Raw genomic sequence first — 23262 nt, 5'->3', positions numbered from 1 at the left:
AAGAAAAGATCAGGCCGCGTCGGCGGCGAACTGCAGCTTGGCCAGCTTGGCGTAGAGGCCGCCGCGGGCGAACAGCTCGCCATGGGCGCCTTCCTCGACCACCCGCCCCTCGTCGATGACCACGATGCGGTCGGCGCGCAGCACGGTGGCCAGCCGATGGGCGATGACCAGGGTGGTGCGGCCGCGCATGGCGTCGTGCAGGGCCCGCTGCACCAGCCGCTCGTTCTCGGCGTCGAGGGCGCTGGTCGCCTCGTCGAGCAGCAGCACCGGCGCGTCGCGGACCAGGGCGCGGGCGATGGCCAGGCGCTGTCGCTGGCCGCCGGACAGGGTCTTGGCCCGCTCGCCGATCGGGGTGTCGTAGCCCTCGGGCAGGGCCGACAGGAAGCCGTCGGCCTCGGCCGCGCGGGCGGCCGCCCTCAGGTCGTCGTCGCCGGCGCCCTCGCGGCCGAAGCGCAGGTTGTCGAGGGCCGAGCCCGAGAACAGCGGCGCGTCCTGGGCCACCAGGGCCAGCCGCGCCCGCACGTCGGCGGGATCGGCGTCGCGCAGGTCGACGCCGTCCAGGCGCACCACGCCCTCCTGGGGATCGTAGAAGCGCAGCAGCAGGCGCAGCACCGTGCTCTTGCCGGCGCCGGACGGCCCGACCAGGGCCACGGTCTCGCCCGGCCGCACCGCCAGCGAGAAGCCGCGCAGGGCGGGCAGGTCCGGGCGGCCGGGATAGGCGAAGGTGACGTCCTCGAAGGAGATCTCGCCGCGCGGCGGCGTCGGCATGACGACGGGCGTCGCCGGCGGGGCGATGCCCGGGCGGGCCGACAGCAGCTCGGATATCCGCTGCATGGCCCCCGCCGCCTTCTGCACCTCGCCCCAGACCTCGCCCAGCGAGCCGACCGAGCCGGCGGCCATGATCGACAGTATGGCGAACTGGATCAGCGTGCCCCAGGTCATGGTCTTGGCGACGAGGACGGCGTGGGCGCCGGTCCACAACACCAGGGCCACGCCGCCGAACACGGCGGCGATGACCAGGGCGGTCATGACGGCGCGGGCCCGGATGCGGCGCACCGAGGTCTTGAAGGCCAGCTCCACCGCCTCGCCGAACCGGGCCGAGGCGGCGCGCTCGCGGCCGAAGGCCTGGACGGTGTCGAGGGCGTCGAGGCTCTCGCCGGCGTAGCCGACGGCGTCGGCGAAGCGGTCCTGGGCGCTGACCGACAGCTTGCGCACACGCCGGCCGAAGAAGAACAGCGGCGCCAGCACCAGCGGCACGGTCAGCACGATGAAGCCGGCCAGCTTGGGACTGACCACCACCAGCATCACCACCGCCCCGATCAGGGACAGGCCGTTGCGCAGGGCGATCGAGGCGCCCGAGCCGACCATGGTCTCGACGATGGCGATGTCGGTGGTCATCCGCGACAGCACCTCGCCGGTGCGGGTCTTGAGGAAGAACCCCGGATCGAGGCGCAGGACGTGGTCGTAGACCGCCTTGCGCAGGTCGGCGACCACCCGCTCGCCCAGGCGGGTGACGAAGAAGAAGCGCAGCGCCGTGGCCACGGCCAGCACCGCCAGGTCGACGGCCAGGACCAGGAAGGCCTGGTTGACCGTCTTCATCGCCCCGCCCTGGAAGCCGTGGTCGACCACCCAGCGCGACGCCGCCGACAGGGCCAGCGTCGCCCCGGTCGACAGCAGCAGGAAGAACACTGCGGCGACGGCGTCGGGGGCGTGGCCGCGCACGAACGGCAGCAGGCGGGCCAGCGGCCGCAGGTCGCGCTGGCGCTCGCGCTTCTGGGACTGCTCGGCCAGCTGGGCGGCCAGCACCGCGCCGGCGCCGGGGCGGCCGGCGGCCTCGGGGGCCGATCCGTTCACGTCAGTCATGCAATTCCTTCAGCCCGCCGCTCCAGCTCGCCCTTGCCATCCGGCCCGGGTTTCTGTATAGCCGCGCATCTTCATTGGCCCGCCCATGACGGCGGGTCGTTTTCCGTTCCGCGCCCGCCTTAAGTCGGTTGGACATCGCCATGAAACAAGACACCCACCCCGACTACCACTTCATCACCGTGGTGATGACGGACGGGACGACCTATCAGACGCGCTCGACCTACGGCAAGGAAGGCGCGACGCTGAACCTCGACATCGACCCGAAGACCCACCCGGCCTGGACCGGCGGCAACCAGACGCTTCTGGACCGCGGCGGCCGCGTGTCGCGCTTCAACGCCAAGTTCGGCGCGTTCACGGGTAAAAAGTAAGGCGCTCCCAGCGCCTGGGGCTGAGAAGCCGGCCGCATCCGATGCGGCCGGCTTTTTTCTTGCCTGGTTTCGTTCTCGCCGGCGTTCTCGCCGGTCGCCGCCCCGCGTCGGCGCGGGGCGGAGGCGGGGCGGCCTAGGAGCCGCCGAAGGCCGCCTGCAGCTTCTCCATCTGGGACAGCACCGGGTGCGGCGCGGTCCGCGCCGCGGCGGTCTCCACGTACATGCGGCGGTCCAGGTGCAGGATGCGCTCATAGAGGCGCTCGGACCTGGCCAGCAGGGTCAGGAGCCCGCCCGGCAGGTCGTCGGCGCCCTCGACCGGCTGGGCCTGGCACACTTCCTGGGCGCCGAGGCGATAGCGGTCGTCGCAGGCGTCGACGGGGTTCATGTCGCCTTCGCGCACCGCCCGCTGGACCAGCAGCCACGAGGCCACCTGCATCAGCCGGGTGGTCAGGCGCATGCTCTCCGAGGCGTAGGCCAGGGCCGCGCCGCGCGACAGCATCTTGGAATCATGGCGACCGGCGCCGTCGAGATAGGCGGCGGTCTCCTCGACCAGCTCCATGCCCTCCTCGAAGGTATGGTCGAACAGCTCGGAGCGAGCAAAGTCCTGCACCACCCCCGCTCGCCACAAACCCGGCTCAGGGGCGACCATCTCGCCGCCGACTTCGATCGTCATTCGCCCCTACCTCCAGGCTGGGAAATCGTTCGCACACGGCCCCCCGGCTGCAACCCTCGTGCCAACCGGGCCTGGGGCGTCGCCGTCATCCCCAGCTATCTCTGCTTGAAGAGGGCGTCGGCGGCCGCGCGCCCCGCCCGCTTGAATTCGAGCCGGCCGCGGGTGCGCTCGATCTCGGCGGTCAGCCGCTCGATGCGCTCCTCAAGCTCCTCGACCCCATAGAGGTCCAGATCCTCGCGCGCCAGGGCGACCAGGGCTTCGCCGCGCGCGGACCGTGGGCCGACCGGTTCGTCCAACATCGTTCAAGCCCTCCCTTTCCTCCGTTGCAAGGGGCCGCTATCTGACGCCTGACTGGCCCAATGCGCAAGTTTCGAGAGGATGGCATGATCCCGCAGACCATGACCGCCATCGCCGTGAGGGGCGGCAAGGGCGCCGCCGCCGACCTGCATCCGATTCAAATCGAGACGCCGGCGCCCCGCCAGGGCGAAATCCTGATCCGGGTTCGCGCGGCCGGGGTGAACCGTCCCGATCTGCTCCAGCGCATGGGTCTCTATCCGCCGCCGGCCGGCGCGCCGGAGACCCTGGGCCTGGAGGCCGCCGGCGAGGTGGCGGCGACCGGACCGGGCGCGGTCCGCTGGAAGGTCGGCGACCGGGTCACGGCCCTGCTGGGCGGCGGCGGCTACGCCGAATACGCCCGCGTCGACGCCCGCCACGCCCTGCCGATCCCCGACGGCCTCGACCTGACCGAGGCCGCCGCCCTGCCCGAGACGGTGTTCACCGTCTACGCCAACGTGTTCGAGCACGGCGCGCTGAAGGCCGGCGAGACGCTGCTGCTGCATGGGGCCACCTCCGGCATCGGCGTCGCCGCCATCCAGATGGCCAAGGCGGCCGGCGCCAAGGTGATCGCCACCGCCCGCGGCGCCGACAAGGCCGAGGTCGCCCGCCGCCTGGGCGCCGACGTCGCCGTCGACGCCTCGGCCGAGGACTTCGTCGAGGCGGCCAGGGCGGCCGGCGGCGCCGACGTCGTCCTCGACATGGTCGGCGGCCCGTATTTCGCCAGGAACATCGAGGCGTTGAACCTCGGCGGCCGGCTGGTCCACATCGCCGCCCAGGCCGGCCCGACGGTGGAGATGAACATCATGCGCGTCATGCAAAAGCGCGTCGTGGTCACCGGCTCCACCCTGCGCCCCCGCGACGCCGACGAGAAGGCGCGGCTGGCGGCCGCCGTCGAGGCGACGGCCTGGCCATGGATCGCCGCCGGCCGGCTGCGCCCGGTGATCGACGCCGTCTTCCCCCTGGCCGAGGCGGCCGGGGCGCACGCCCACCTGGAGGGCGGCGCCCATGTCGGCAAGGTGATGCTGACCGCCTGAGCCGCCCGCGTCCGAGGCCAGGGAACCCGCTGACTCGATTCGGCATTTCCCTTGGCGACGGAACCGCATTATATGTTCCGGTTACATACCCGCCCGGCCGAAAGGCCGGGCGCCGTCATTTCTGGAGCCTCGCTAGAGCCATGACCGACATCCTGATGCCCAAGGCGACGGCCGTCTGGCTGGTGGACAACACCTCGCTGACCTTCGAGCAGATCGCCGACTTCTGCGGCCTGCACCATCTCGAAGTGAAGGGCATCGCCGACGGCGAAGTGGCGCGCGACATCCGCGGCGCCGACCCGATCGCCAACGGCCAGCTCAGCCGCGAGGAGCTCGACGCGGCCCAGGCCAACCCGAACTACCGCATGAAGGCGCAGAAGTCGCGTCACGCCGAGCTGCTGAAGCCGGCCAAGAAGGCGCCGCGCTATACGCCGGTCTCGCGCCGCCAGGACCGTCCGGACGCCATCGCCTGGTTCCTGCGCAACCACCCGGAAGTGACCGACGCCCAGATCTCCAAGATCCTCGGCACCACCAAGGCCACCATCGAGCAGGTGCGCGGCCGCACCCACTGGAACGCGGCCAACATCAAGCCGGTCGACCCGGTGACGCTGGGCCTGGTCGGCCAGCTCGACCTCGACGCCCTGGTGCGCAAGGCGGCTGAAAAGAAGGCCAAGGACGACGCCAAGCGCGGCATCGTCGACGGGCCGAGCCTGCGCCCCGCCGCCGAGACCGTAGCCGAAGAGCCCGAGATCGAGGACGACGAGGACCACCGCCACGGCGGCCGTCGCGCCGAGCCGACCATCGACAGCGTGTTCGGCTCGTCCAGCCCGGCCCACGACGACGACGACGAGGACTAAGCGCCTCGCACGCCAAAGACGTCGAAACCCTCCCGCGCCCAAGGCCGGGAGGGTTTTTTCATGCGGCGGCGACGCCCCTCACGCTCGCCAAGGGGGAGGGTCAGCCGGCTTCCTTGAGCACGTCTTCCAGGCCCTGCTCGCGGACCTTGCGATAGAGGGTCGAGCGGCCGATGCCGAGACGGCGGGCGACCTCGCTCATGTGGCCGGCGTAGATCTCGATGGCGAGCTGGATCAGGTCGCGCTCGATCTCCTCCAGGGTGCGCAGATGACCGCGCTCGTCGAGGATGCGCACCGGCGCGTCGACCGGCATCTCGGCCAGCAGTTGCTCGGCGGTGGGCAGGCCGTCGGGCGCGCCGATCGCCGGCAAGGCGGCCGCCGGCGCCGGACGGACCAGATCGTCCATCGGCGGCTTCAGGCCCGACACCGCCGGGAAGTCGTGCGGCTGCAGATAGGGCGCGTCGGCCAGGACGATGGCGCGATAGACGGCGTTCTCGAGCTGGCGGACATTGCCCGGCCAGTCGTGGGCGGCCAGCAGGGCCAGGGTCTCGGCCGTGGCCCCGACCACCCGCTTGCCTTCCTCGATGTTGAAGCGGCGCACGAAGGCCTCGACCAGGGCGGGGATGTCCTCGCGGCGCTCGCGCAGGGACGGCGCGTCGATGGGAAAGACGTTGAGACGATAGAACAGGTCCTCGCGGAACCGGCCCTCGGCGACGGCCTGGGCCAGGTCGCGGTTGGTCGCCGAGACGATGCGCACGTCGACCCGCACCGCCCGCTTGGCGCCGACGGGATCGATCTCGCTCTCCTGCAGGGCCCGCAGCAGCTTGACCTGGATGTCGAGCGGCAGCTCGCCGACCTCGTCGAGGAACAGGGTGCCGCCGTTGGCTTCCTGGAACTTGCCCAGGTGCTTGTCGACCGCGCCGGTGAACGAGCCCTTCTCGTGGCCGAACAGGATCGACTCGACCAGGTTCTCGGGCAGGGCGCCGCAGTTGACCGCCACGAACGGCTTGCCGGCGCGCTCGGACGAGCCGTGCACGGCGCGGGCGATCAGCTCCTTGCCGACGCCGCTCTCGCCCAGGATCAGGATCGGGATCGAGGTCTTGGCCGCCCGCTCGCCCATGCGCTTGACCTGGGTCATGGCCGGCGAACCGCCGATCAGCTCGTCGAAGCCGACCCGGCCGCTGGTGCGCTTCTTCAGGCGGTCGACCTCGACGCGCAGGTCGCCCATCTGCAGGGCGTTGCGGATCGAGACCAGGATGCGCTCGGGTGCGGCCGGCTTGACGAAGAAGTCCTGGGCCCCGGCCTGCATGGCCTGGACCACCGTGTCGATGCCGCCGGTGGCGGTCAGCACCACCACCGGCTGGGAGAAGCCCCGCTGGCGCAGCTCGGCCAAGGTCGCCTGGCCGCCCAGGCCCGGCATCACCAGGTCGAGCATGATCACGTCGGCCGGCTGGCCGGCCACGAGGGCGTCGATGGCCTGCTCGCCGGTCTCGGCGTGCGAGACGCCGAAGCCCTCGCGCTCGAGCACGGCCTGGATCAGCCGACGCTGGGTCGGATCGTCATCGACGACGAGCACCGTCTTGGTCATTGTCAGACACCCTGCACCATCACGCCTGTCCGCTTCTGTGACGGATCAGGCTCATTTTGGGACGGTTGTACCGGGCCGGGGTAAAGGGCGGGTTGAGGAGACCTGAGTCCCGCGTTAACGGCCGCCGCCGGGTGAAAGGAAACGGGAACCATGACGCCCCGCCCGACGGCGGATTTTCGCCGCCGCGGGCGAGCATGACGCCGGCCGACACGCTATATCGAAACGCATGAACGCTCCCCTCAAGACCGACGCCCTGCCCGAGTGGCGCCTCGACGACCTCTACGCCGGCCGGGACGACCCCCGCATCGCCGCCGACCTGGCCGCCGCCAAGGCCGCCAACGACGCCCTGGTCGCGCTCAAGGGCGCCTTCGTCGCCGCCCGCGCCAAGCCGCCGCGCCTGGGCGCGCTGATCGAGCAAGGCGTCGGCCTCTACGAGACGGCGACCAACGGGCTGTGGTCGGTCGGCGCCTATGGCGCGCTGGCCGCCTCGACCGCCCGCGACGACCCGGCCTGGGCCAAGTTCGAATCCGACATCCGCGCCAAGTCGTCGGCCATCGCCGCCGAGAGCATCTTCTTCACCCTGGAGCTGAACGAGCTCGAAGAGGCCGAGATCGACGCCGCCCTGGCCGCCCATCCGGCGGCGGCCCGCTGGCGGCCCTGGCTGCGCCGCGTGCGCCTGACCCGGCCGCACGAGCTGTCGTCCGACCTGGAGCGCCTGCTGGTCGACCGCTCCCCCGCCGTCGGCAACTGGATCCGCCTGTTCGACGAGACCCTGGGCCGGCTGACCGCCGAGGTCAGCGACGAACATCTGACCCTGCCCGAGACGCTGAACCGCCTGTCCGACCCGGACGCGGCGCGGCGCAAGGAGGCCGCCGAGGGCCTGGCCCTGGCGCTGGAGGAACGCACGCCGGTCCTGGCGCTGGCGCTCAACACCCTGGCCTTCGAAAAGCAGGTCGAGGACCGCTGGCGCCGCTACGCGACCCCCGCCCAGTCGCGCCACCTGGCCAACGAGGTCGACGCCGACGCGGTCGAGGCGCTGGAGGCGGCGGTGGTGGAATCCTATCCGCGCCTGTCGCACCGCTATTATGCGCTGAAGGCCAAGGCCATGGGCCGCGAGACCCTGGACCACTGGGACCGCAACGCCCCGCTCGATACGGCCGAGCCGGTCCGCTACGACTGGAGCCAGGCCCGGACGGTCGTGCTCGACTCCTTCGCCGAGCTGGCGCCGAAGTTCGCGACCGCGGCCGAGACCTTCTTCGACAAGCCGTGGATCGACGCGCGCCCGCGCCCCGGCAAGCAGTCGGGCGCCTATTCGCACCCGGTGACGGCCGAGCGGCACCCCTATGTGTTCATGAACTACATGGGCGAGCGGCGCGACGTGCTGACCCTGGCCCACGAACTGGGCCACGCCGTGCACCAGACCCTGGCCGCGCCGCTGGGCACCCTTCTGGCCGACACGCCGCTGACCCTGGCCGAGACCGCCTCGATCTTCGGCGAGGGGCTGGTGTTCGACCGCCTGCTGGCCGAGGCCAAGGGGGCCGAGCGCCGCGCCCTGCTGGCCGGCAAGATCGAGGACAGCCTCAACACCGTGGTGCGGCAGATCGCCTTCCACCGCTTCGAGACCCGCTTCCACGACGCCCGCCGCGAGGGCGAGCTGGCCCCCGACCAGATCGGCGCCCTGTGGCTGGAGACGATGGCCGAAAGCCTAGGCCCGGCCATCACGCTCAATCCCGGCTATGAGCACTATTGGGCCTATGTCAGCCACTTCGCCCACGCGCCGTTCTACGTGTACGCCTACGCGTTCGGGAACCTGCTGGTCGAGGCCCTGGCCGAGAAGCGCCGCCAGGACCCGGCGGCTTTCGCACCGCTGTACGAGGACCTGCTCGCCGCCGGCGGCACCCGCACCTATGTCGAGGCGCTGAAGCCGTTCGGCCTCAATCCGCGCGAGAAGGCGTTCTGGCAGGCGGGCTGCGCGCGGCTGGAACGGCTGGTCGACGAATTCGAGGCCCTGACGTGACGCGTCGCCACGCCAAAGCCCTTCCCCCTCGATGGGGGAAGGGTTGGGATGGGGGTGCGGCCACGGCGCCGCAGAATCATTCACGATCCGGCGGAGCGCCTCCCGATCTCTTCCTGAAACGCCCTGCCTTCACCCTCACCCCTGCCCCTCTCCCATCGAGGGAGAGGGAAGCGGGAGCGTTGTCATGACCGACGATCCCGAGCGTAACCGCCTGGCCGGCCGCATCGGCCGCTTCGCCAAGGTCGGCGTCGGCCTGTCGGGGGCGGCGGCGACCTATGGCCGCAACCGCCTGTTCGGCGGCGACGACGTCGACGCCCGCAACGCCAAGGCGCTGAAGGAGGCGCTGGGCAAGCTGAAGGGGCCGCTGATGAAGGCGGCCCAGATGTTCGCCACCGTGCCCGACATGCTGCCGCCGGAGTTCGCCGCCGAGCTGGCCGAGCTGCAGACCAACGCCCCGGCCATGGGCTGGCCGTTCGTGCGCCGGCGCATGGCCGCCGAACTCGGGGCCGACTGGCAGGCGCGCTTCGGAAGCTTCGAGCATGAGGCGGCGGCGGCCGCCTCGCTCGGCCAGGTCCATCGCGCCACCAGCCTCGACGGCCGGCCGCTGGCGGTGAAGCTGCAATATCCCGACATGCAGAGCGCGGTCGAAAGCGACCTCGCCCAGCTGCGGGCGGTGTTCGCCCTGTTCAAGCGCATGGACGGCTCGATCGACCCCAGCCAGATCATCGAGGAGATATCCGAGCGCCTGCGCGAGGAGCTGGACTACGAGCGCGAGGCCAAGCACATGGCGCTCTACGCCGGCTTCTTTTCCGGCCGCGACGACATCGCCGTGCCGGTTCCCGAATCGACCCTGTCGACCCGCCGGCTGCTGACCATGAACTGGCTGGACGGCCGCGGCCTGATGGCCTTCAAGGACGCCCCGCAGGAGACCCGCGACAGCATCGCCAGGCGGCTGTTCGAGGCCTGGTGGACGCCGATGACCACCCTGGGCGTCATCCATGGCGACCCGCACCTGGGCAACTACACCTTCACCGAGGACGCCGGGCGGCTGAACCTGCTCGACTTCGGCTGCGTGCGCATCTTCCCGCCGCGCTTCGTCGCCGGCGTGGTGAGGCTCTATCGCGCCCTGCTCAAGGACGATCGGGCCGAGCAGGTCGAGGCCTATCGCAGCTGGGGCTTCTCACGCCTGAACGACGACCTGGTCGACGTGCTCAACGTCTGGGCCCGCTTCATCTACGGCCCGCTGCTCGACGACCGCAAGCGCACCGTCGCCGACGGCGTCGCCCCCGGCGCCTATGGCCGCCGCGAAGCCTATCGCGTGCGCCAGGCCCTGAAGGAAAAGGGGCCCGTGACCATCCCGCGCGAGTTCGTGTTCATGGACCGGGCGGCCATCGGCCTGGGCGCGGCCTTCCTGCACCTGCACGCCGAGCACAACTGGCACGCCCTGTTCAACGCCTCGCTAGAGGGCTTCTCGGAGGAGGCCCTGGCGGCGCGCCAGACGGCGGCGCTGGCGGCGGTCGGGCTGGCTTAAGGCCGCGCCTCTCTTCGCTGTCATCCCGGAAAGCTCGCCCTTCGGGCGCTCCGGCCGGGCTGACGACGCCGGAGCGGCTTCCCCGGCGTCAGGCTTGTGTCCGCCGCGGCGGGGGTCTAGTCCGAACGGACGTTTGAAGGCTGGCCGCATGTCCGACGATCTCACCGCCACCCAGACCGCCGTCGTGCCCGAGGGCTACGAGGTGCTGCCGTGGACGCGCGGGTTCGGCCGCCAGATCGGCCCGCTCTACCACCGTCACGGCGACGGAGGCGACGTGCTGGGCTTCCGGGTCGAGGAGCACCACACCAACGGCCTGGGCAATTGTCATGGCGGCATGCTGATGAGCTTCGCCGACATGGCCTGGGGCCGCGTCGTCTCGGTCGAGCGGTCGGTGTCGTGGGTCACGGTGCGGCTGACCTGCGACTTCCTGTCCGGCGCCCGGCTGGGCGACTGGGTCGAGGGCGCGGGCGAACTGCTGGGCGAGAGCGACGGCGTGTTCACCGTGCGCGGCCGCATCTGGGCCGGCGAGCGGATGTTGATGACCGGGACGGGGGTGTTCAAGGCCCTGCGCGAGCGCGCGCCCCGTCCGGGCGAGAAAGCCTTCCAGGGCTAGGGCGGGGAGCAGACATGGCCGACGATCAGACGCCGTTTCCGGCCCCGCTGGCCCGCTTCCGGGGCGAGACGCCCGAGGCGCCCCGCTGGTTCCAGCAGGCGATCGCCCAGGCGCCGGAGCGGCGGCGCATCCCGGTCTCCGGGGCCGGGATCGAACTCCTGACCTGGGGCGAGGTCGGCAAGCCGGGCCTTCTCTTCCTGCACGGCAACGGCGCCCACGCCGACTGGTGGAGCTTCATCGCGCCGTTCTTCGCCGCCGACTGGCGGGTGGCGGCGATCTCGTGGTCGGGCATGGGCGGCTCGGACTGGCGGCCGGAATATTCCGGCGCGGTGTTCGCCGAGGAGATCTTCGCCGCCGCCGAGGCCGCTGGCCTGGAGGCGGGCGGGGCGCGGCCGGTGGTGGTCGGCCACTCCTTCGGCGGCTTCCCGCTGATGTACGCCGCCGCCCACCACCCCGAGCGGCTGCGGGCGGCGGTGCTGGTCGATTCCAGCGTGCAGCCCCCGGAGAAGCGCTGGCGCGGCCCGCCCCAGCGCCTGCGGCCCAACAACGTCTATCCCACCCTGGAGGAGGCGCTGGCCCGCTTCCGCTTCGCCCCGCCGCAGGGCTGCGACAACCCGTTCGTGGCCGACTTCATCGCCCGCCGCTCGCTCAGGCGCGCGCCGCTGGAGGACGGCTCCGGCGAGGGCTGGACCTGGAAATTCGATCCCATGCTGTGGACCAATTTCCGCATGGGCGACCTCGGCGACCTGCTGCCGGCCATGAAGGCGCCGACGGCCCTGATCTGGGGCGAACGGTCCAACCTGATGACCGACGAGGTAGTCGACTACATGCTCGGCCGCATGCCCGCCGACGTGAAGACCATGGTGGTTCCCGACGCCGACCACCACGTCATGGTCGACCAGCCCCTGGCCTTCGTCGCCGCCCTGCGCGGCCTGCTGGCCGGCTGGTCCCCCAGCTAGCGGCGGACGTAGAGCCGGTTGCGGCCCGAGCCCTTGGCGCGGACGGCGACATCCTCGACCAGGCCGGCGGCCAGCAGCGGCGGCTCGATGCGGGTGGCGGCCTCGGCGGCGTTCTCGCCCTCGACCTCGACCATCACGCTCTTGACCAGGGGCAGGGTCTGCGGCGCGCCGGCCAGGATCAGCCCCTCGACCCCGTCGACGTCGATCTTCAGGTGGTCGGGCGCGGCCAGGCCGAAAGCCTGGCGCAGGTCGTCGATGCGGTAGGCCGGCACGCCCTGGCTGAACACCGACTGGAACTCGCCGAACTGGTTGGGCTGGCCGCCGACCGAATTGCCGCCCGAACCCGGCGCCATCGCCGCCAGCGACAGGTGGGTGAGGCCGGTCTCGTCGGACAGGGCCACGCACAGGGGAAACACCCGCTCGCCCAGGCCGTTGAGCGACAGGTGCTCGATCAGCACCCCGAAGCTGGTGGCCTTGGGCTCGAAGGCGAACACCGCCACCTCGGGCTTGAGGGCGGCGTACATCGAGAAAAGCCCCGTGGCCGCGCCGACGTCCCACAGAGTCTCGCCGGCGGCGATGGCGTCGATCCAGTCGAGCATCTCGGGCTCCTCGCGCTCGAAGTCGAGGGCCGCGGCCGCCAGGTGCGGGCCGCGCAGCGGCAGCACCTTCAAGGCGCCGCGCCGGGTGTCGATCACGGCCGCGGCCTCGCCGTCCAGCCGCTCGACCAGCCGCGCCAGGGTCATGGCCCGGCGGCGGGGGTTCTGCGGCGCCACGACGGCGTTGATGATCCCGTGCAGGGCGCGGGCGACCGATCGGCTCATGGCCTTCTCCAGATGCAGGAAGGTGGCGATTAGCCCGCCGCGCGGCCCGCGGCAACGGCCCGGTCTTGAGCCCGCGGCCCCGATCGTGTAGTCGGCGAGGCGAATTCCCCTTATCCATCTGAGAGACTTGGCACCGATGGGCGAGTATCACCGCGGCGAAATGGACATCCAGGAACAGTCCGCGACCTACGATTTCTTCATGGGCATGACCAAGTGGGGCTCGCTGGCCGTCGCCGCCCTGGTGCTGGCCCTGACCCTGTGGTTCTGCACCTCGGCCGGCTTCATCGGCGGCCTGATCCCGGCCGTCGTGCTGGTGGCCGTCGGCGTCGCGGTCCTGCGCGACAAGCCCGCCGCCGAGCACTAGGCCGCGTCGAGACCGGATCGCCCGATCCGGTCTCGGGAAACGCGATCGGGCGCCTGATCCGCTCCAGTTGCGGGCCAGGCCGCCTGGCGATCCGGATTTCGGCGTTCTCGACAAGGTTCGAACGCGCTTCGAACGCCGCATCGCAGCAAGATTTTTTCGCAACGCAACCTTGTCGGGCTCGACAAGGGGCAAGAACCTCCCCTAAACAAGCGTTCAACATAAGCGGACGCCGGGAGGGGAAGCCGTATGGCCGCAAGCATCGCCGTCACCAAGGAACGTCGAGCGGACGAGACCCGTGTCGCCGTAACGCCCGAGGCGGTCAAGAAGCTGGTCTCGGCCGGGTTCGCCCTCGTCGTCGAGAGCGGCGCCGGGGCGGCGGCCTCCTTTCCTGATTCCGACTACCAGGCCGCCGGCGCGACGATCGCCAAGTCCGCCGCCGACGCCCTGAAGGCCGCCGACATCGTGCTCAAGGTGCGCGGCCTGGACGGCGAGGAGATCGCCGCGCTCAAGCCCGGCGCCCTGGTCATCGGCCTGTTCAACCCGCACCAGGACAGGGCGCTGCTCGACGCCCTGGCCAAGCAGGGCGCCACGGCCTTCGCCATGGAGTTCGTGCCGCGCATCACCCGCGCCCAGGTCATGGACGCCCTGTCGTCCCAGGCCAACCTCGCCGGCTATCGCGCGGTGATCGAGGCGGCCGAGACCTATGGCCGCGCCCTGCCGATGATGATGACCGCCGCCGGCACCGTCGCCGCCGCCAAGGTGTTCATCATGGGGGTCGGCGTCGCCGGCCTGCAGGCCATCGCCACCGCCCGCCGCCTGGGCGCCGTCGTCACCGCCACCGACGTGCGGCCGGCGACCAAGGAGCAGGTCGAGAGCCTGGGGGCCAAGTTCCTCGCCGTCGAGGACGAGGAGTTCAAGAACGCCCAGACCGCCGGCGGCTACGCCAAGGAGATGAGCGCCGAATACCAGGCCAAGCAGGCCGCGCTGATCTCCGAGCACATCAAGAAGCAGGACATCGTCATCACCACCGCCCTGATCCCGGGCCGGCCGGCCCCCAAGCTGGTCAGCGCCGAGCAGGTGGCCTCGATGAAGCCGGGCTCGGTGATCGTCGACCTGGCCATCGAGCAGGGCGGCAACGTGGCCGGCGCCAAGATCGGCGAGATCGCCGATGTCGGCGGCGTGAAGATCGCGGGCGTTCCCAACCTGCCCGGCCGGATCGCCGCCGACGCCTCCAACCTCTACGCCCGCAACCTGACCGCCTTCGTCGGCCTGCTGGTCGACAAGGAAGGCGTCCTGGCCCCCGACTTCGAGGACGAGATCCTCAAGGCGGCCCTGGTGGTCCAGGGCGGCCAGATCGTCCACCCCGCTCTCAAGACCGCCTGAGGAGTCCGCGCCGATGGAAGCCGTCGACCCGACCGTCTTTCGCCTCGCCATCTTCGTGCTGGCGATCTTCGTGGGCTACTACGTGGTGTGGAGCGTCACGCCGGCCCTGCACACGCCGCTGATGGCGGTGACCAACGCCATCTCCTCGGTGATCATCGTCGGCGCCCTGCTGGCCGCCGCCGCCCATGGCGGCGGAGCCGAAGGCTCGGGCGCCTCGGTGTGGATCTCCAAGGCCGCCGGCGCCGTGGCCGCCGGCCTGGTGGCCGTCAACATCTTCGGCGGCTTCCTGGTCACCCAGCGGATGCTGGCCATGTACAAGAAGAAGCAGAAGTAAGCGGGGCCGGGGGAAACCATGAACGCCAACATCGCCGCCCTGGCCTATCTGGTCTCGGGCGTCCTCTTCATCCTGGCCCTGCGGGGGCTGTCCAGCCCCGAGACCAGCCGCACCGGCAACCGCAACGGCATGATCGGCATGGCCATCGCCGTCGGCGTCACCCTGTGGACCCTGTGGGGCCAGGGAACGCTGGACGCCGTGACCCTGGGCCTGATCGTCGCCGGCGTCGCCGTCGGCGGGGGGATCGGCGCGGTGATCGCCCGCCGCGTGCCGATGACCGCCATGCCGCAGCTGGTCGCCGCCTTCCACAGCCTGGTCGGCCTGGCCGCCTGCCTGGTGGCCGTGGCCGCCATCTACACCCCGGCCGCCTACGGCATCGCCACGGCCGACGGGGTCAAGCTGGAGAGCCTGATCGAGCTGTCCCTGGGCGTGGCCATCGGCGCCGTCACCTTCACCGGCTCGCTGATCGCCTTCGCCAAGCTGAACGGCAACATGAGCGGCGCGCCGATCCTGCTGCCGACCCGCCACCTGATCAACATCGCCATCGGCCTGGCCCTGGTCGGCCTCATCGTCGTGCTGGTGGTCAGCGGCGGCCAGGCCAAGTGGGCGTTCTGGGCCATCTTCGCCCTGGCCCTGCTGGCCGGGATCACCTTGATCATCCCCATCGGCGGCGCCGACATGCCGGTGGTGGTGTCGATGCTGAACTCCTATTCCGGCTGGGCGGCGGCGGCTCTGGGCTTCACCCTGGAGAACACCACCCTGATCATCACCGGGGCCCTGGTCGGCTCGTCGGGGGCGATCCTGTCCTACATCATGTGCAAGGGCATGAACCGCAGCTTCGTCTCGGTGATCCTCGGCGGCTTCGGGGCCGACGCGGCGGCGAGCGGCGGCGGCAAGGTCGAGACCCGGCCGGTCAAGCAGGGCAGCGCCGACGACGCCGCCTTCATCATGAAGAACGCCTCCAAGGTGATCATCGTCCCCGGCTACGGCATGGCCGTGGCCCAGGCCCAGCACGCCCTGCGCGAGATGGCCGACAAGCTCAAGGCCGAGGGCGTCGAGGTGAAGTACGCCATCCACCCCGTCGCCGGCCGCATGCCGGGACACATGAACGTGCTGCTGGCCGAGGCCAACGTGCCCTATGACGAGGTGTTCGAGCTCGAGGACATCAATTCCGAGTTCTCGACCGCCGACGTCGCCTTCGTCATCGGCGCCAACGACGTCACCAACCCGGCCGCCAAGACCGACCCGCAGAGCCCGATCTTCGGCATGCCGATCCTCGACGTCGAGAAGGCCCGCACCGTGCTGTTCGTCAAGCGCGGCATGGGCTCGGGCTACGCCGGGGTGGAGAACGAGCTGTTCTTCAAGGACAACACCATGATGCTGTTCGCCGACGCCAAGAAGATGGTCGAGGGCATCGTCAAGGGGCTGTAGACCGCCCCTCGCCGCCGCCCGGACTTACTTTCCGCGTCCATCCGGGACGCGGAAAGCGGCGAACCGGCAGTTTCCCGCCTTTTGTCGCGACGGCGACATATGGAACGCCTAGACAGGCCCCTATGTTCAGGCTCCTGACGAAGATCGTCGCCGGGTTGGCGCTTGTCCTCCTGGCCTATGTCGCGGTTGGAGGCCTGATGAGCGCGTTGGCGGGCGCGCCCCCGATGCGGGGGCGCATGATCGATATCGGCGACGGCCGTCGCATGCGCATCGTCTGCGAAGGCCCCCCGGCGGGCGGGCGTCCGACCGTGCTGTTCGAGGCCGGCGCCTTCGGCTTCGCCGCCGACTGGGGCGCGGTGCAGCAGCGGCTGGCCGAGCGCGGCGAGCGGTCCTGCGCCTATGACCGGGCCGGCCTCGGCTATTCCGACCCTGGCCCGGAGCCGCGCGACGCCCTGCACGCCGCCGGCGACCTGGAGAAGCTGCTGGCCGCCGCGCACGAGCCCGGCCCGTTCATCCTGGTCGGCCATTCCATGGCCGGGCTGCACGCCCGCGTGTTCGCCGGCCGCAATCCCGACCGGATCGCCGGGATCGTCTTGCTCGACGCCACCACCCCCGAGGCCATGGACGTCAAGCGGGTGCGCGATTTCGTCGGCCACTTCGAGACGCTGTCGCGCCTGGCCGCCTGGGGCGCCCAGGCCGGGCTCTACAAGCCGCTGGTGGCCACCTGGTTCGGCGACAAGATCGGCCTGCCGCCGGCGATCAAGCCCGAGAAGCGCTGGGCCTTCGCCTCGGCCCGGCACAACCGCTGGGCCGCCGACGAGGTCGGCCAGTGGCCGGCCTCGGCCGAGCAGGCCCGCGCCGCCGGGCCGTTCCGTCCCGAATGGCCGGTGGCGGTGATCACCGCCGGAACCGGCGCCGGCCGCCGCGGCTGGAAGGACCTCCAGGCCGCGCCCGCCCGCGCGTCGGCGCACGGCTCCTACGCCAACATCCCCGACGCCAGCCACGCCAGCCTGCTGGGTCTCGATCACGCCGACGCGATTGTGAAGGCCATCGATCATGTGCGGGACGCGCTGACGCCCGTCGCCTGATAGGACTGTCGTTTCGGTATGATTCGGGAGCCGACGATGGCGGCTGCGCTGCGCCTGGAAGGCGTTTCCAAGCGATACGGCGACTTCGAGGCCGTGCGCGACCTCAGCTTCGAGGCCTCTCCCGGCCGCATCCTCGGCTTCCTCGGCCCCAACGGCGCGGGCAAGACCTCGACCGTGCGGATGATCCTGGGCCTGTCGCGCCCCACCGACGGGGCCATCACCGTGCTCGGCGTCGGCGACGCCCGCAAGGTTCGCGACCGCATCGGCTTCCTGCCCGAGGAGCGCGGCCTCTACCGACGCATGACGCCGGTCGACGCCATCGCCTTCTTCAGCCAGCTCAAGGGCATGCCCCGCGCCAAGGCCCGCCGCCGCGCCGAGGCGATGCTGGAGGCGCAAGGGCTGGGCGAGGCCATGCGCCGGCCGATCAAGGCCCTGTCCAAGGGCATGGCCCAGAAGGTCCAGTTGCTGGCGGCCCTGGCGCACGAGCCCGAGCTGGTCATCCTCGACGAGCCGTTCGCCGGCCTCGACCCGGTCAACCAGATGTCGCTGGAGGCCATCCTCAAGAGCCTGGCCGCCCACGGCGCCACCGTAGTGTTCTCCACCCACGTCATGGAGCAGGCCGAGCGGCTGTGCGACCAGGTCGTGCTGATCGCCCGCGGCCGCAAGGTGTTCGACGGCGGCCTGTTCGAGGCGCGGTCGGCCGCGCCGCGCACCCTGCTGCTCGAAGGCGCGGTCACCGCCGCCGACGCCCTGGCCCTGCCCGGCGTCGCCGCGGTCGAGGCCCAGGCCCCGGGCGAGGACGGCGGCCTGCGCCTCACCGCCGTGCTGGCCCCCGGGGCCTCGGGCCAGGAGGCCCTGCGCGCCGCCTTCGCCCGCGACCTCGACCTCACCCGCTTCGAGCTGAGGGAGCCGTCGCTGTACGACGCCTTCATCGTGCTGACCGGCGGCGCCCGCCCGGAGGCCGCCCGATGAGCCGCCTGCTGACCATCGCCGTCCGCGAATACCTGGCCTATGTGCGCACCGTCGGCTTCTGGCTGTCGCTGTGCCTGATGCCCCTGGTGCTGGCGCTCAGCAGCCAGGCCCCCGCCCTGCTGGAGAAATCCTCGCCCAAGCCGGTGCTGACCATCGTCGACCTCGCCACCCCGGACGACTGTCCGGCCGAGGTGCAGACCTGCCTCTACGATCCGGTGCTGTCCCTGCGGCGCACCGTCGAAGACCGGCTGAAGGCCTCGACCGCCTATGTGGTGGTCGCGCCGCCGGCGCCGCTGCGCGCGGCGCGCACGCCCGAGGCCGTCGGCGCCGAGGCCAAGCGCCTGCTCGGCGGCGCGCGCCCGCCCGGCGACGGCCGCATCGACGCGGCGGGCGTGGTCTATCGCAACAACGGCCGCATCGCCGTCGACGTCTGGAGCCGCGACGTCGCCGACCGCGACCTGACGCGCGACGTTCAGGACGCGGTGTCCGAATGGATGCGGCGGGTCAACCTCCAGGCCCAGGGCCTGGACCCGATGCTGGCCACCAAGGTGATGGCCGAGCGGCCCGAGATGCACGCCTTCTCGCCCAAGGCCGCCGGCGGCGGGGCCGTGACCGACCGCGACCGCCTGCCCGGCCTGATCGGCTTCGGACTGGGGCTGCTGCTGTGGTCGGCGGTGATGACCGGGGCCGGCATCCTGCTCAACAGCGTCATCGAGGAGAAATCCAGCCGCATCCTTGAGATCCTGCTGGCCTCGGCCTCGACCACCGAGATCATGGGCGGCAAGATCCTGGGCGTGGCCGGCGTCACCTTCACGGTGCTGGCGGCCTGGGCGGCGATGGGGACGGCGGTGCTCGGCCATTTCGCCCCCGCCCTGCTGGGCGACGTCGCCGCCGTGCTGCTGAGCCACGGGCTGCTGGCCTATTTCGCCGCCTACCTTGTGGCCGGCTACCTGATGTACGCGGCGCTGTTCGCCGCCGTCGGCGCCTATTGCGAGACCACCCGCGACGCCCAGACCCTGCTTGGCCCGGTGATGCTGATCCTGGCCGTCCCGATCATCTTCATGGGCCAGGCGATCAGCCGGCCCGACGCCCCGCTGCTGCAGGCGCTGTCCTGGGTCCCGCCGTTCACGCCGTTCCTGATGGCGGCGCGGGCGGCCAGCCATCCGCCGGCCTGGCAGATCGCCCTGACGCTGATCGAGATGGTCGCCGCCACGGCGCTGGTGCTGTGGATCGCCGGACGCGCCTTCCGGGCCGGGGCCCTGTCCAGCGGCCGGCCCAGCCTGCGCGCCCTGATCGGATCGGTCGGGCGCGGCGACGAGACCCGCGCCCCGGACTGAGCCCGCCGCCGCCGGGCGGCGACCGCGCACGACAAAGGCCGCGCAGACTCTCTCTGCGCGGCCTTTGCTTTAGTTCCGTCCCGGGCAGACAGGGCGCAGGGCGGGCTCGCCCGCGCCGCACGGTTCTGCTTAACGAGCGGGCTTCTTCGGCGCGGCGATCAGGCCTTCGCGCTGGGCGCGCTTGCGGGCCAGCTTGCGGGCGCGGCGCACGGCCTCCGCCTTTTGGCGGGCGCGCTTTTCCGAGGGCTTCTCGTAATGGACGTGCCGCTTCATTTCGCGGAACGAGCCTTCACGCTGCATCTTCTTCTTCAGGGCCTTGAGCGCCTGGTCGACATTGTTGTCGCGCACGAAAATCTGAACGATGACTAGGTCCTCCTCTGTGCGCTCCGCTTCGTGTGCGATGGGCGGAACGAACAAGAACTTCGGACCCGAAGGGGCGTCCTTCGGGCTAGAGGGCGCGCTGATACCAGAGGCCGGGCTTGATGTCTATGGCGAGACGGCCGCTCGAGGCCGGTGTAGACTGACGAAATGGCCGACCATGACAGCGAACCCGCCGCCGACTGGGCGACGCAGACCGAACAACGTCTCCTCGACGCCGCCGTGGCCGCAGCGCCGGCCACGGGCTGGAGCGCCGCCCTGGTCGCCCGCGCCGCGCGCGATTGCGGCCTGACCGCCGCCGAGGCCGAGCTGCTGCTGCCGGGAGGCCCTCGCGACCTCGCCGCCCTGCTGTCGCGGCGGCACGATGCGGCGACGGCGACGGCCATGGCCGGGATCGACCCGCAGGGCCTCAAGATCCGCGAGCGCATCCGCGTCGGCGTCGAGACCCGGCTGGAGACGGCCGCCGCCGACGAGGCCGCCCTGCGCCGCTGCGCCGGCTTCCTGGCCCTGCCGTTCAACCTGCCGCTGGCCCTGCGCCTGGCCTGGGAGAGCGCCGACCACCTGTGGCGCTGGGCCGGCGACGTCGCCACCGACGAAAACCACTATTCCAAGCGGGCGATCCTGGCCGGCATCCTGGTCTCGGCCACCGCGGTGCGGCTGACCAACGGCCGCGAGGCGGCCAAGGCCTATGTCGGCGCCCGCATCGACAACGTCATGGCCTTCGAGAAATGGAAGGCGACGCGCAAGCGGACCGACCACCTGAAGGAGATGGCCGAGGCCCTCAGCCGGATGCGCTACGGCCGGGCCTGATTCGCCGCCGACTATCTGGCCTGCCCCGGCGACCGCTGACGCCGAGGCTCAGCCCTTCAGCGGCCGCAGGCGGTTGACGTGGCCCATCTTGCGGCCGGCCCGCGCCTCGCCCTTGCCGTACAGCCACAGGCGGGCCTCGGGCTCGGCCGCCAGCCGGGCCCAGGCGTCGGCCTCCTCGCCCAGCAGGTTCTCCATCTCGACATGGGCGAGCGGGGTGGTGGGGCCCAGCGGCCAGCCGGCGACGGCGCGCACATGCTGCTCGAACTGGTCGACCTCGCAGCCGTCCAGGGTCCAGTGGCCAGTGTTGTGGACGCGGGGCGCGAACTCGTTGACCAGCAGGCGGCCGCTCTTCAGCTCGAACATCTCGACCCCCATCACCCCGACATAGTCGAGGCGGGTCAGGATGCGGGCGGCGATGGTCTCGGCCTGCTCGACCGTGGCGGCCGAGGCCTTGGTCGGCGCGCTGGAGCGGCGCAGCACGCCGCCCTCGTGGTGGTTCTCGGCCAGGGGATAGCAGGCCACCTCGCCGTCGCGCCCCCGGGCGGCGATCACCGACACCTCGCGCACGAAATCGGCCCGCGCCTCCAGGATGGCCGGGCGGCGGCCGATGCGGTCGAAGGCGGCGTGGGCGTCGGCGTGGCTCTCGATCCAGGTCTGGCCCTTGCCGTCATAGCCCTCGCGCCGGGTCTTGAGCAGGGCCGGCGCGCCCAGCTTGTCGAGCGCGGGCAGGATGTCGGCCGGGCCGTCGATCACGGCGAAGCCCACGGTGGGAGCCCCGACCGCGTTGAGGAAGGTCTTCTCCTCGACCCGGTCCTGGGCCACGGCCAGGGCGCGCGGCCCCGGCGCGGTCTCGACCCCGAGGGCCTGGAGCTTGCCGACCACCTCGGCCGGGACGTTCTCGAACTCGAAGGTGACGACGTCGGCGACCTCGGCCAGGGCCGCCAGGGCCGCGTCGTCGTCATAGGGCGCGACGATGGTGCGCGCGGCCACGCGCCCGGCGCTGTCGTCGGCCCTGGGCGTCATGACGACGACGTCGAATCCCAGTCGCGCCGCCGCCAGGGCCAGCATCCGGCCGAGCTGGCCGCCGCCGAGGACGCCGATGGTCGAGCCAGGGGAAAGCGGTTTCATGGAACGCTCAATCGTCTTCGACGGCTTCGGACACCGAGGCGGTCTGGGCGGCGCGATGGTCGGCCAGGCGCCGGGCGAGGTCTGGGTCCGACAGGGCGAGAATCTGCGCGGCCAGCAGGCCGGCGTTCTTGGCCCCCGCCTCGCCGATGGCCAGGGTGGCGACGGGCACGCCCGCCGGCATCTGCACGATGGACAGCAGGGAATCGAGGCCCTTCAGCGCCTTGGACTGCACCGGCACCCCCAGCACCGGCAGCTCGGTCATCGAGGCGCACATGCCCGGCAGGTGCGCCGCGCCGCCGGCCCCGGCGATGACCACCTTGAAGCCGGCCGCCGCCGCGCCCTTGGCGAAGGCGTAGAGCCGGTCGGGCGTGCGGTGGGCCGAGACCACCTTGGCCTCGTAGGCCACGCCGAGGGCGTCGAGGCTGTCGGCGGCGCCCTTCAAGGTCGGCCAGTCCGAACGGCTGCCCATGATGATGGCGACGGGCGCCTGGCGCTCGGTCATGCTGCATCCCCTGGTCCCGGCGCGCGCGGGAAAGCCCGCCTGGAAAGGCGGCGGAGTATAGGCGCCGCCATTGCGCCCGCAACCGATCCCGTTAAGATTCGCCACGACGCATGGCGTGCGGGTCGATTCTGGGGGGACGGCTCATGAAATTGCTCGGGGTTCGGGCCGATCCGCTGGCGGCGGTCCGCCGTCGCGTCGCGCTCAAGGCCGAGGCGGCGGCCCACGCCGGCGGCGGCGCGAGCGCGGCTTCGGCCGACAGCGCCTCGTTCCTCGGCCTGTCCGAGGCCGACCTGACGCCGCCGGTGCAAGCGGCGCTGACCACCTTGCTGGCCGAGATCGACGAGCTGCGCCAGGAGGTCGGCCGGCTGAAGGGACGGCTGTCCGAGATGGAAGGCCTGGCCGACCGCGACGCCCTGACGCCCCTGCTCAACCGCCGCGCCTTCATGCGCGAGCTGAACCGCGCGGCGGTGTTCGCCCAGCGTTACGGCGGCCCGGCCAGCGTGGTGTTCTTCGACCTCGACGGCTTCAAGGCGGTCAACGACCGTTTCGGCCACGCGGCGGGCGACGCGGCCCTGAAGGCGGTGGCCGAGCGGCTGGCCGCCAACGTGCGCGGGTCCGACGTGGTCGGACGGCTGGGCGGCGACGAGTTCGGGGTGATCCTGGTGCAGGCCGACGCGGCCGCCGCCAAGGCCAAGGCCGCCGCCCTGGCCGCCGCCGTCGAGGCCGTTCCGGCCCAGTGCGGCGAGTGGTCGGTGCCGCTGCACGTCAGCTGGGGGGTGCGGCAGGTCGATCCGGACATGTCGCCCGAACAGGCCGTCGCCGACGCCGACGCGGCCATGTACGCGCGCAAGCGCGGCGCCCGCCGCGTGGCGGGATAGGCG

General features: G+C 71.6%; 24 protein-coding genes. 16 read left to right on the top strand and 8 right to left on the bottom strand.

Translation table 11 applies throughout. From position 1 onward, the window contains the following. Positions 1-9: 9 nt before the first annotated feature. On the bottom strand, positions 10-1863 hold the full coding sequence (locus C5708_RS07690; protein ID WP_242919550.1) for an ABC transporter transmembrane domain-containing protein: 1854 nt from the start codon (positions 1861-1863) through the stop codon (positions 10-12). Positions 1864-2003: 140 nt separating this feature from the next. Here C5708_RS07690 and rpmE point away from each other — a divergent pair, with 140 nt between their 5' ends. Then, a complete protein-coding gene (gene rpmE / locus C5708_RS07685) occupies positions 2004-2231 on the top strand; it encodes a 50S ribosomal protein L31 (protein WP_242919548.1) in 228 nt (75 codons plus the stop codon). A gap of 133 nt (positions 2232-2364) precedes the next feature. Here the strand turns inward: rpmE and C5708_RS07680 are convergent, their stop codons facing one another. Then, a complete protein-coding gene (locus C5708_RS07680; RefSeq protein ID WP_278253807.1) occupies positions 2365-2904 on the bottom strand; it encodes a DUF1465 family protein in 540 nt (179 codons plus the stop codon). Between the two features lie 95 nt (positions 2905-2999). Continuing rightward, positions 3000-3203, bottom strand: coding sequence for a DUF1192 family protein (locus tag C5708_RS07675; RefSeq protein ID WP_121449816.1), 204 nt, complete (start codon positions 3201-3203; stop codon positions 3000-3002). An 87-nt stretch (positions 3204-3290) separates the two neighbouring features. On the opposite strand from C5708_RS07675, the gene C5708_RS07670 reads away from it, so the two are divergent. Next, on the top strand, positions 3291-4274 hold the full coding sequence (locus C5708_RS07670; protein ID WP_242919665.1) for an NAD(P)H-quinone oxidoreductase: 984 nt from the start codon (positions 3291-3293) through the stop codon (positions 4272-4274). 140 nt (positions 4275-4414) lie between these two features. Continuing rightward, a complete protein-coding gene (locus C5708_RS07665; RefSeq protein ID WP_242919546.1) occupies positions 4415-5128 on the top strand; it encodes a cell cycle transcriptional regulator TrcR in 714 nt (237 codons plus the stop codon). Positions 5129-5228: 100 nt separating this feature from the next. Here the strand turns inward: C5708_RS07665 and C5708_RS07660 are convergent, their stop codons facing one another. After that, positions 5229-6713 (bottom strand): sigma-54 dependent transcriptional regulator, encoded by a 1485-nt coding sequence (locus C5708_RS07660; protein WP_242919544.1) that lies wholly within the window; start codon positions 6711-6713, stop codon positions 5229-5231. A 226-nt stretch (positions 6714-6939) separates the two neighbouring features. On the opposite strand from C5708_RS07660, the gene C5708_RS07655 reads away from it, so the two are divergent. The 4 genes from C5708_RS07655 (at position 6940) to C5708_RS07640 (ending at position 11833) form a co-directional block, all read left to right on the top strand. Next, positions 6940-8730: a M3 family oligoendopeptidase gene (locus tag C5708_RS07655; RefSeq protein ID WP_242919542.1), complete on the top strand. Its 1791-nt coding sequence runs from the start codon at positions 6940-6942 to the stop codon at positions 8728-8730. Between the two features lie 184 nt (positions 8731-8914). After that, complete coding sequence (locus C5708_RS07650) at positions 8915-10261, top strand: AarF/UbiB family protein (protein ID WP_242919540.1); 1347 nt, start codon at positions 8915-8917, stop codon at positions 10259-10261. Positions 10262-10409: 148 nt separating this feature from the next. After that, a complete protein-coding gene (locus C5708_RS07645; RefSeq protein WP_242919538.1) occupies positions 10410-10874 on the top strand; it encodes a PaaI family thioesterase in 465 nt (154 codons plus the stop codon). A gap of 14 nt (positions 10875-10888) precedes the next feature. After that, positions 10889-11833, top strand: a complete 945-nt coding sequence (locus C5708_RS07640; RefSeq protein WP_242919536.1) for an alpha/beta hydrolase — start codon at positions 10889-10891, stop codon at positions 11831-11833. Here C5708_RS07640 and C5708_RS07635 read toward each other — a convergent pair. Continuing rightward, on the bottom strand, positions 11830-12654 hold the full coding sequence (locus tag C5708_RS07635; protein WP_242919534.1) for an FkbM family methyltransferase: 825 nt from the start codon (positions 12652-12654) through the stop codon (positions 11830-11832). The genes C5708_RS07640 and C5708_RS07635 overlap by 4 nt on opposite strands. Positions 12655-12790: 136 nt before the next feature. On the opposite strand from C5708_RS07635, the gene C5708_RS07630 reads away from it, so the two are divergent. The 7 genes from C5708_RS07630 (at position 12791) to C5708_RS07600 (ending at position 19563) form a co-directional block, all read left to right on the top strand. Then, complete coding sequence (locus tag C5708_RS07630) at positions 12791-13018, top strand: aa3-type cytochrome c oxidase subunit IV (RefSeq protein ID WP_242919532.1); 228 nt, start codon at positions 12791-12793, stop codon at positions 13016-13018. Positions 13019-13264: 246 nt separating this feature from the next. Next, positions 13265-14401 (top strand): Re/Si-specific NAD(P)(+) transhydrogenase subunit alpha, encoded by a 1137-nt coding sequence (locus C5708_RS07625; protein WP_242919530.1) that lies wholly within the window; start codon positions 13265-13267, stop codon positions 14399-14401. Positions 14402-14414: 13 nt separating this feature from the next. Next, positions 14415-14735, top strand: coding sequence for a proton-translocating transhydrogenase family protein (locus C5708_RS07620; protein ID WP_242919528.1), 321 nt, complete (start codon positions 14415-14417; stop codon positions 14733-14735). 18 nt (positions 14736-14753) lie between these two features. Then, on the top strand, positions 14754-16166 hold the full coding sequence (locus C5708_RS07615) for an NAD(P)(+) transhydrogenase (Re/Si-specific) subunit beta (RefSeq protein WP_242919526.1): 1413 nt from the start codon (positions 14754-14756) through the stop codon (positions 16164-16166). A 197-nt stretch (positions 16167-16363) separates the two neighbouring features. Then, positions 16364-17254: an alpha/beta fold hydrolase gene (locus C5708_RS07610; protein WP_347567002.1), complete on the top strand. Its 891-nt coding sequence runs from the start codon at positions 16364-16366 to the stop codon at positions 17252-17254. 36 nt (positions 17255-17290) lie between these two features. Further along, positions 17291-18226 (top strand): ATP-binding cassette domain-containing protein, encoded by a 936-nt coding sequence (locus C5708_RS07605; protein ID WP_242919522.1) that lies wholly within the window; start codon positions 17291-17293, stop codon positions 18224-18226. Continuing rightward, positions 18223-19563, top strand: coding sequence for an ABC transporter permease (locus C5708_RS07600; protein ID WP_242919520.1), 1341 nt, complete (start codon positions 18223-18225; stop codon positions 19561-19563). Before C5708_RS07605 ends, C5708_RS07600 begins: the two co-directional genes overlap by 4 nt. Positions 19564-19692: 129 nt before the next feature. Here C5708_RS07600 and rpsU read toward each other — a convergent pair whose 3' ends face one another. Further along, entirely contained in the window at positions 19693-19926 is a 234-nt protein-coding gene (gene rpsU / locus C5708_RS07595) for a 30S ribosomal protein S21 (RefSeq protein WP_091735317.1), read from the bottom strand. Between the two features lie 165 nt (positions 19927-20091). Between rpsU and C5708_RS07590 the strand changes: the two genes are divergently transcribed. After that, complete coding sequence (locus C5708_RS07590; protein WP_242919518.1) at positions 20092-20751, top strand: COQ9 family protein; 660 nt, start codon at positions 20092-20094, stop codon at positions 20749-20751. A gap of 48 nt (positions 20752-20799) precedes the next feature. Here the strand turns inward: C5708_RS07590 and C5708_RS07585 are convergent, their stop codons facing one another. Both C5708_RS07585 and purE read right to left on the bottom strand, forming a co-directional pair. Continuing rightward, a complete protein-coding gene (locus C5708_RS07585) occupies positions 20800-21879 on the bottom strand; it encodes a 5-(carboxyamino)imidazole ribonucleotide synthase (protein WP_242919516.1) in 1080 nt (359 codons plus the stop codon). Positions 21880-21886: 7 nt separating this feature from the next. Continuing rightward, positions 21887-22381: a 5-(carboxyamino)imidazole ribonucleotide mutase gene (gene purE, locus C5708_RS07580; protein WP_242919514.1), complete on the bottom strand. Its 495-nt coding sequence runs from the start codon at positions 22379-22381 to the stop codon at positions 21887-21889. Positions 22382-22524: 143 nt separating this feature from the next. Here purE and C5708_RS07575 point away from each other — a divergent pair, with 143 nt between their 5' ends. Continuing rightward, positions 22525-23259: a GGDEF domain-containing protein gene (locus tag C5708_RS07575; RefSeq protein ID WP_242919512.1), complete on the top strand. Its 735-nt coding sequence runs from the start codon at positions 22525-22527 to the stop codon at positions 23257-23259. The last annotated feature ends 3 nt before the right edge of the window (positions 23260-23262 follow it).

Source organism: Caulobacter sp. CCUG 60055, assembly GCF_022750545.1.
Lineage (GTDB): Bacteria > Pseudomonadota > Alphaproteobacteria > Caulobacterales > Caulobacteraceae > PUIC01.
The sequence above is the reverse complement of the archived record's forward strand: the minus strand, read 5'-3'. Positions and strand labels throughout refer to the sequence as shown.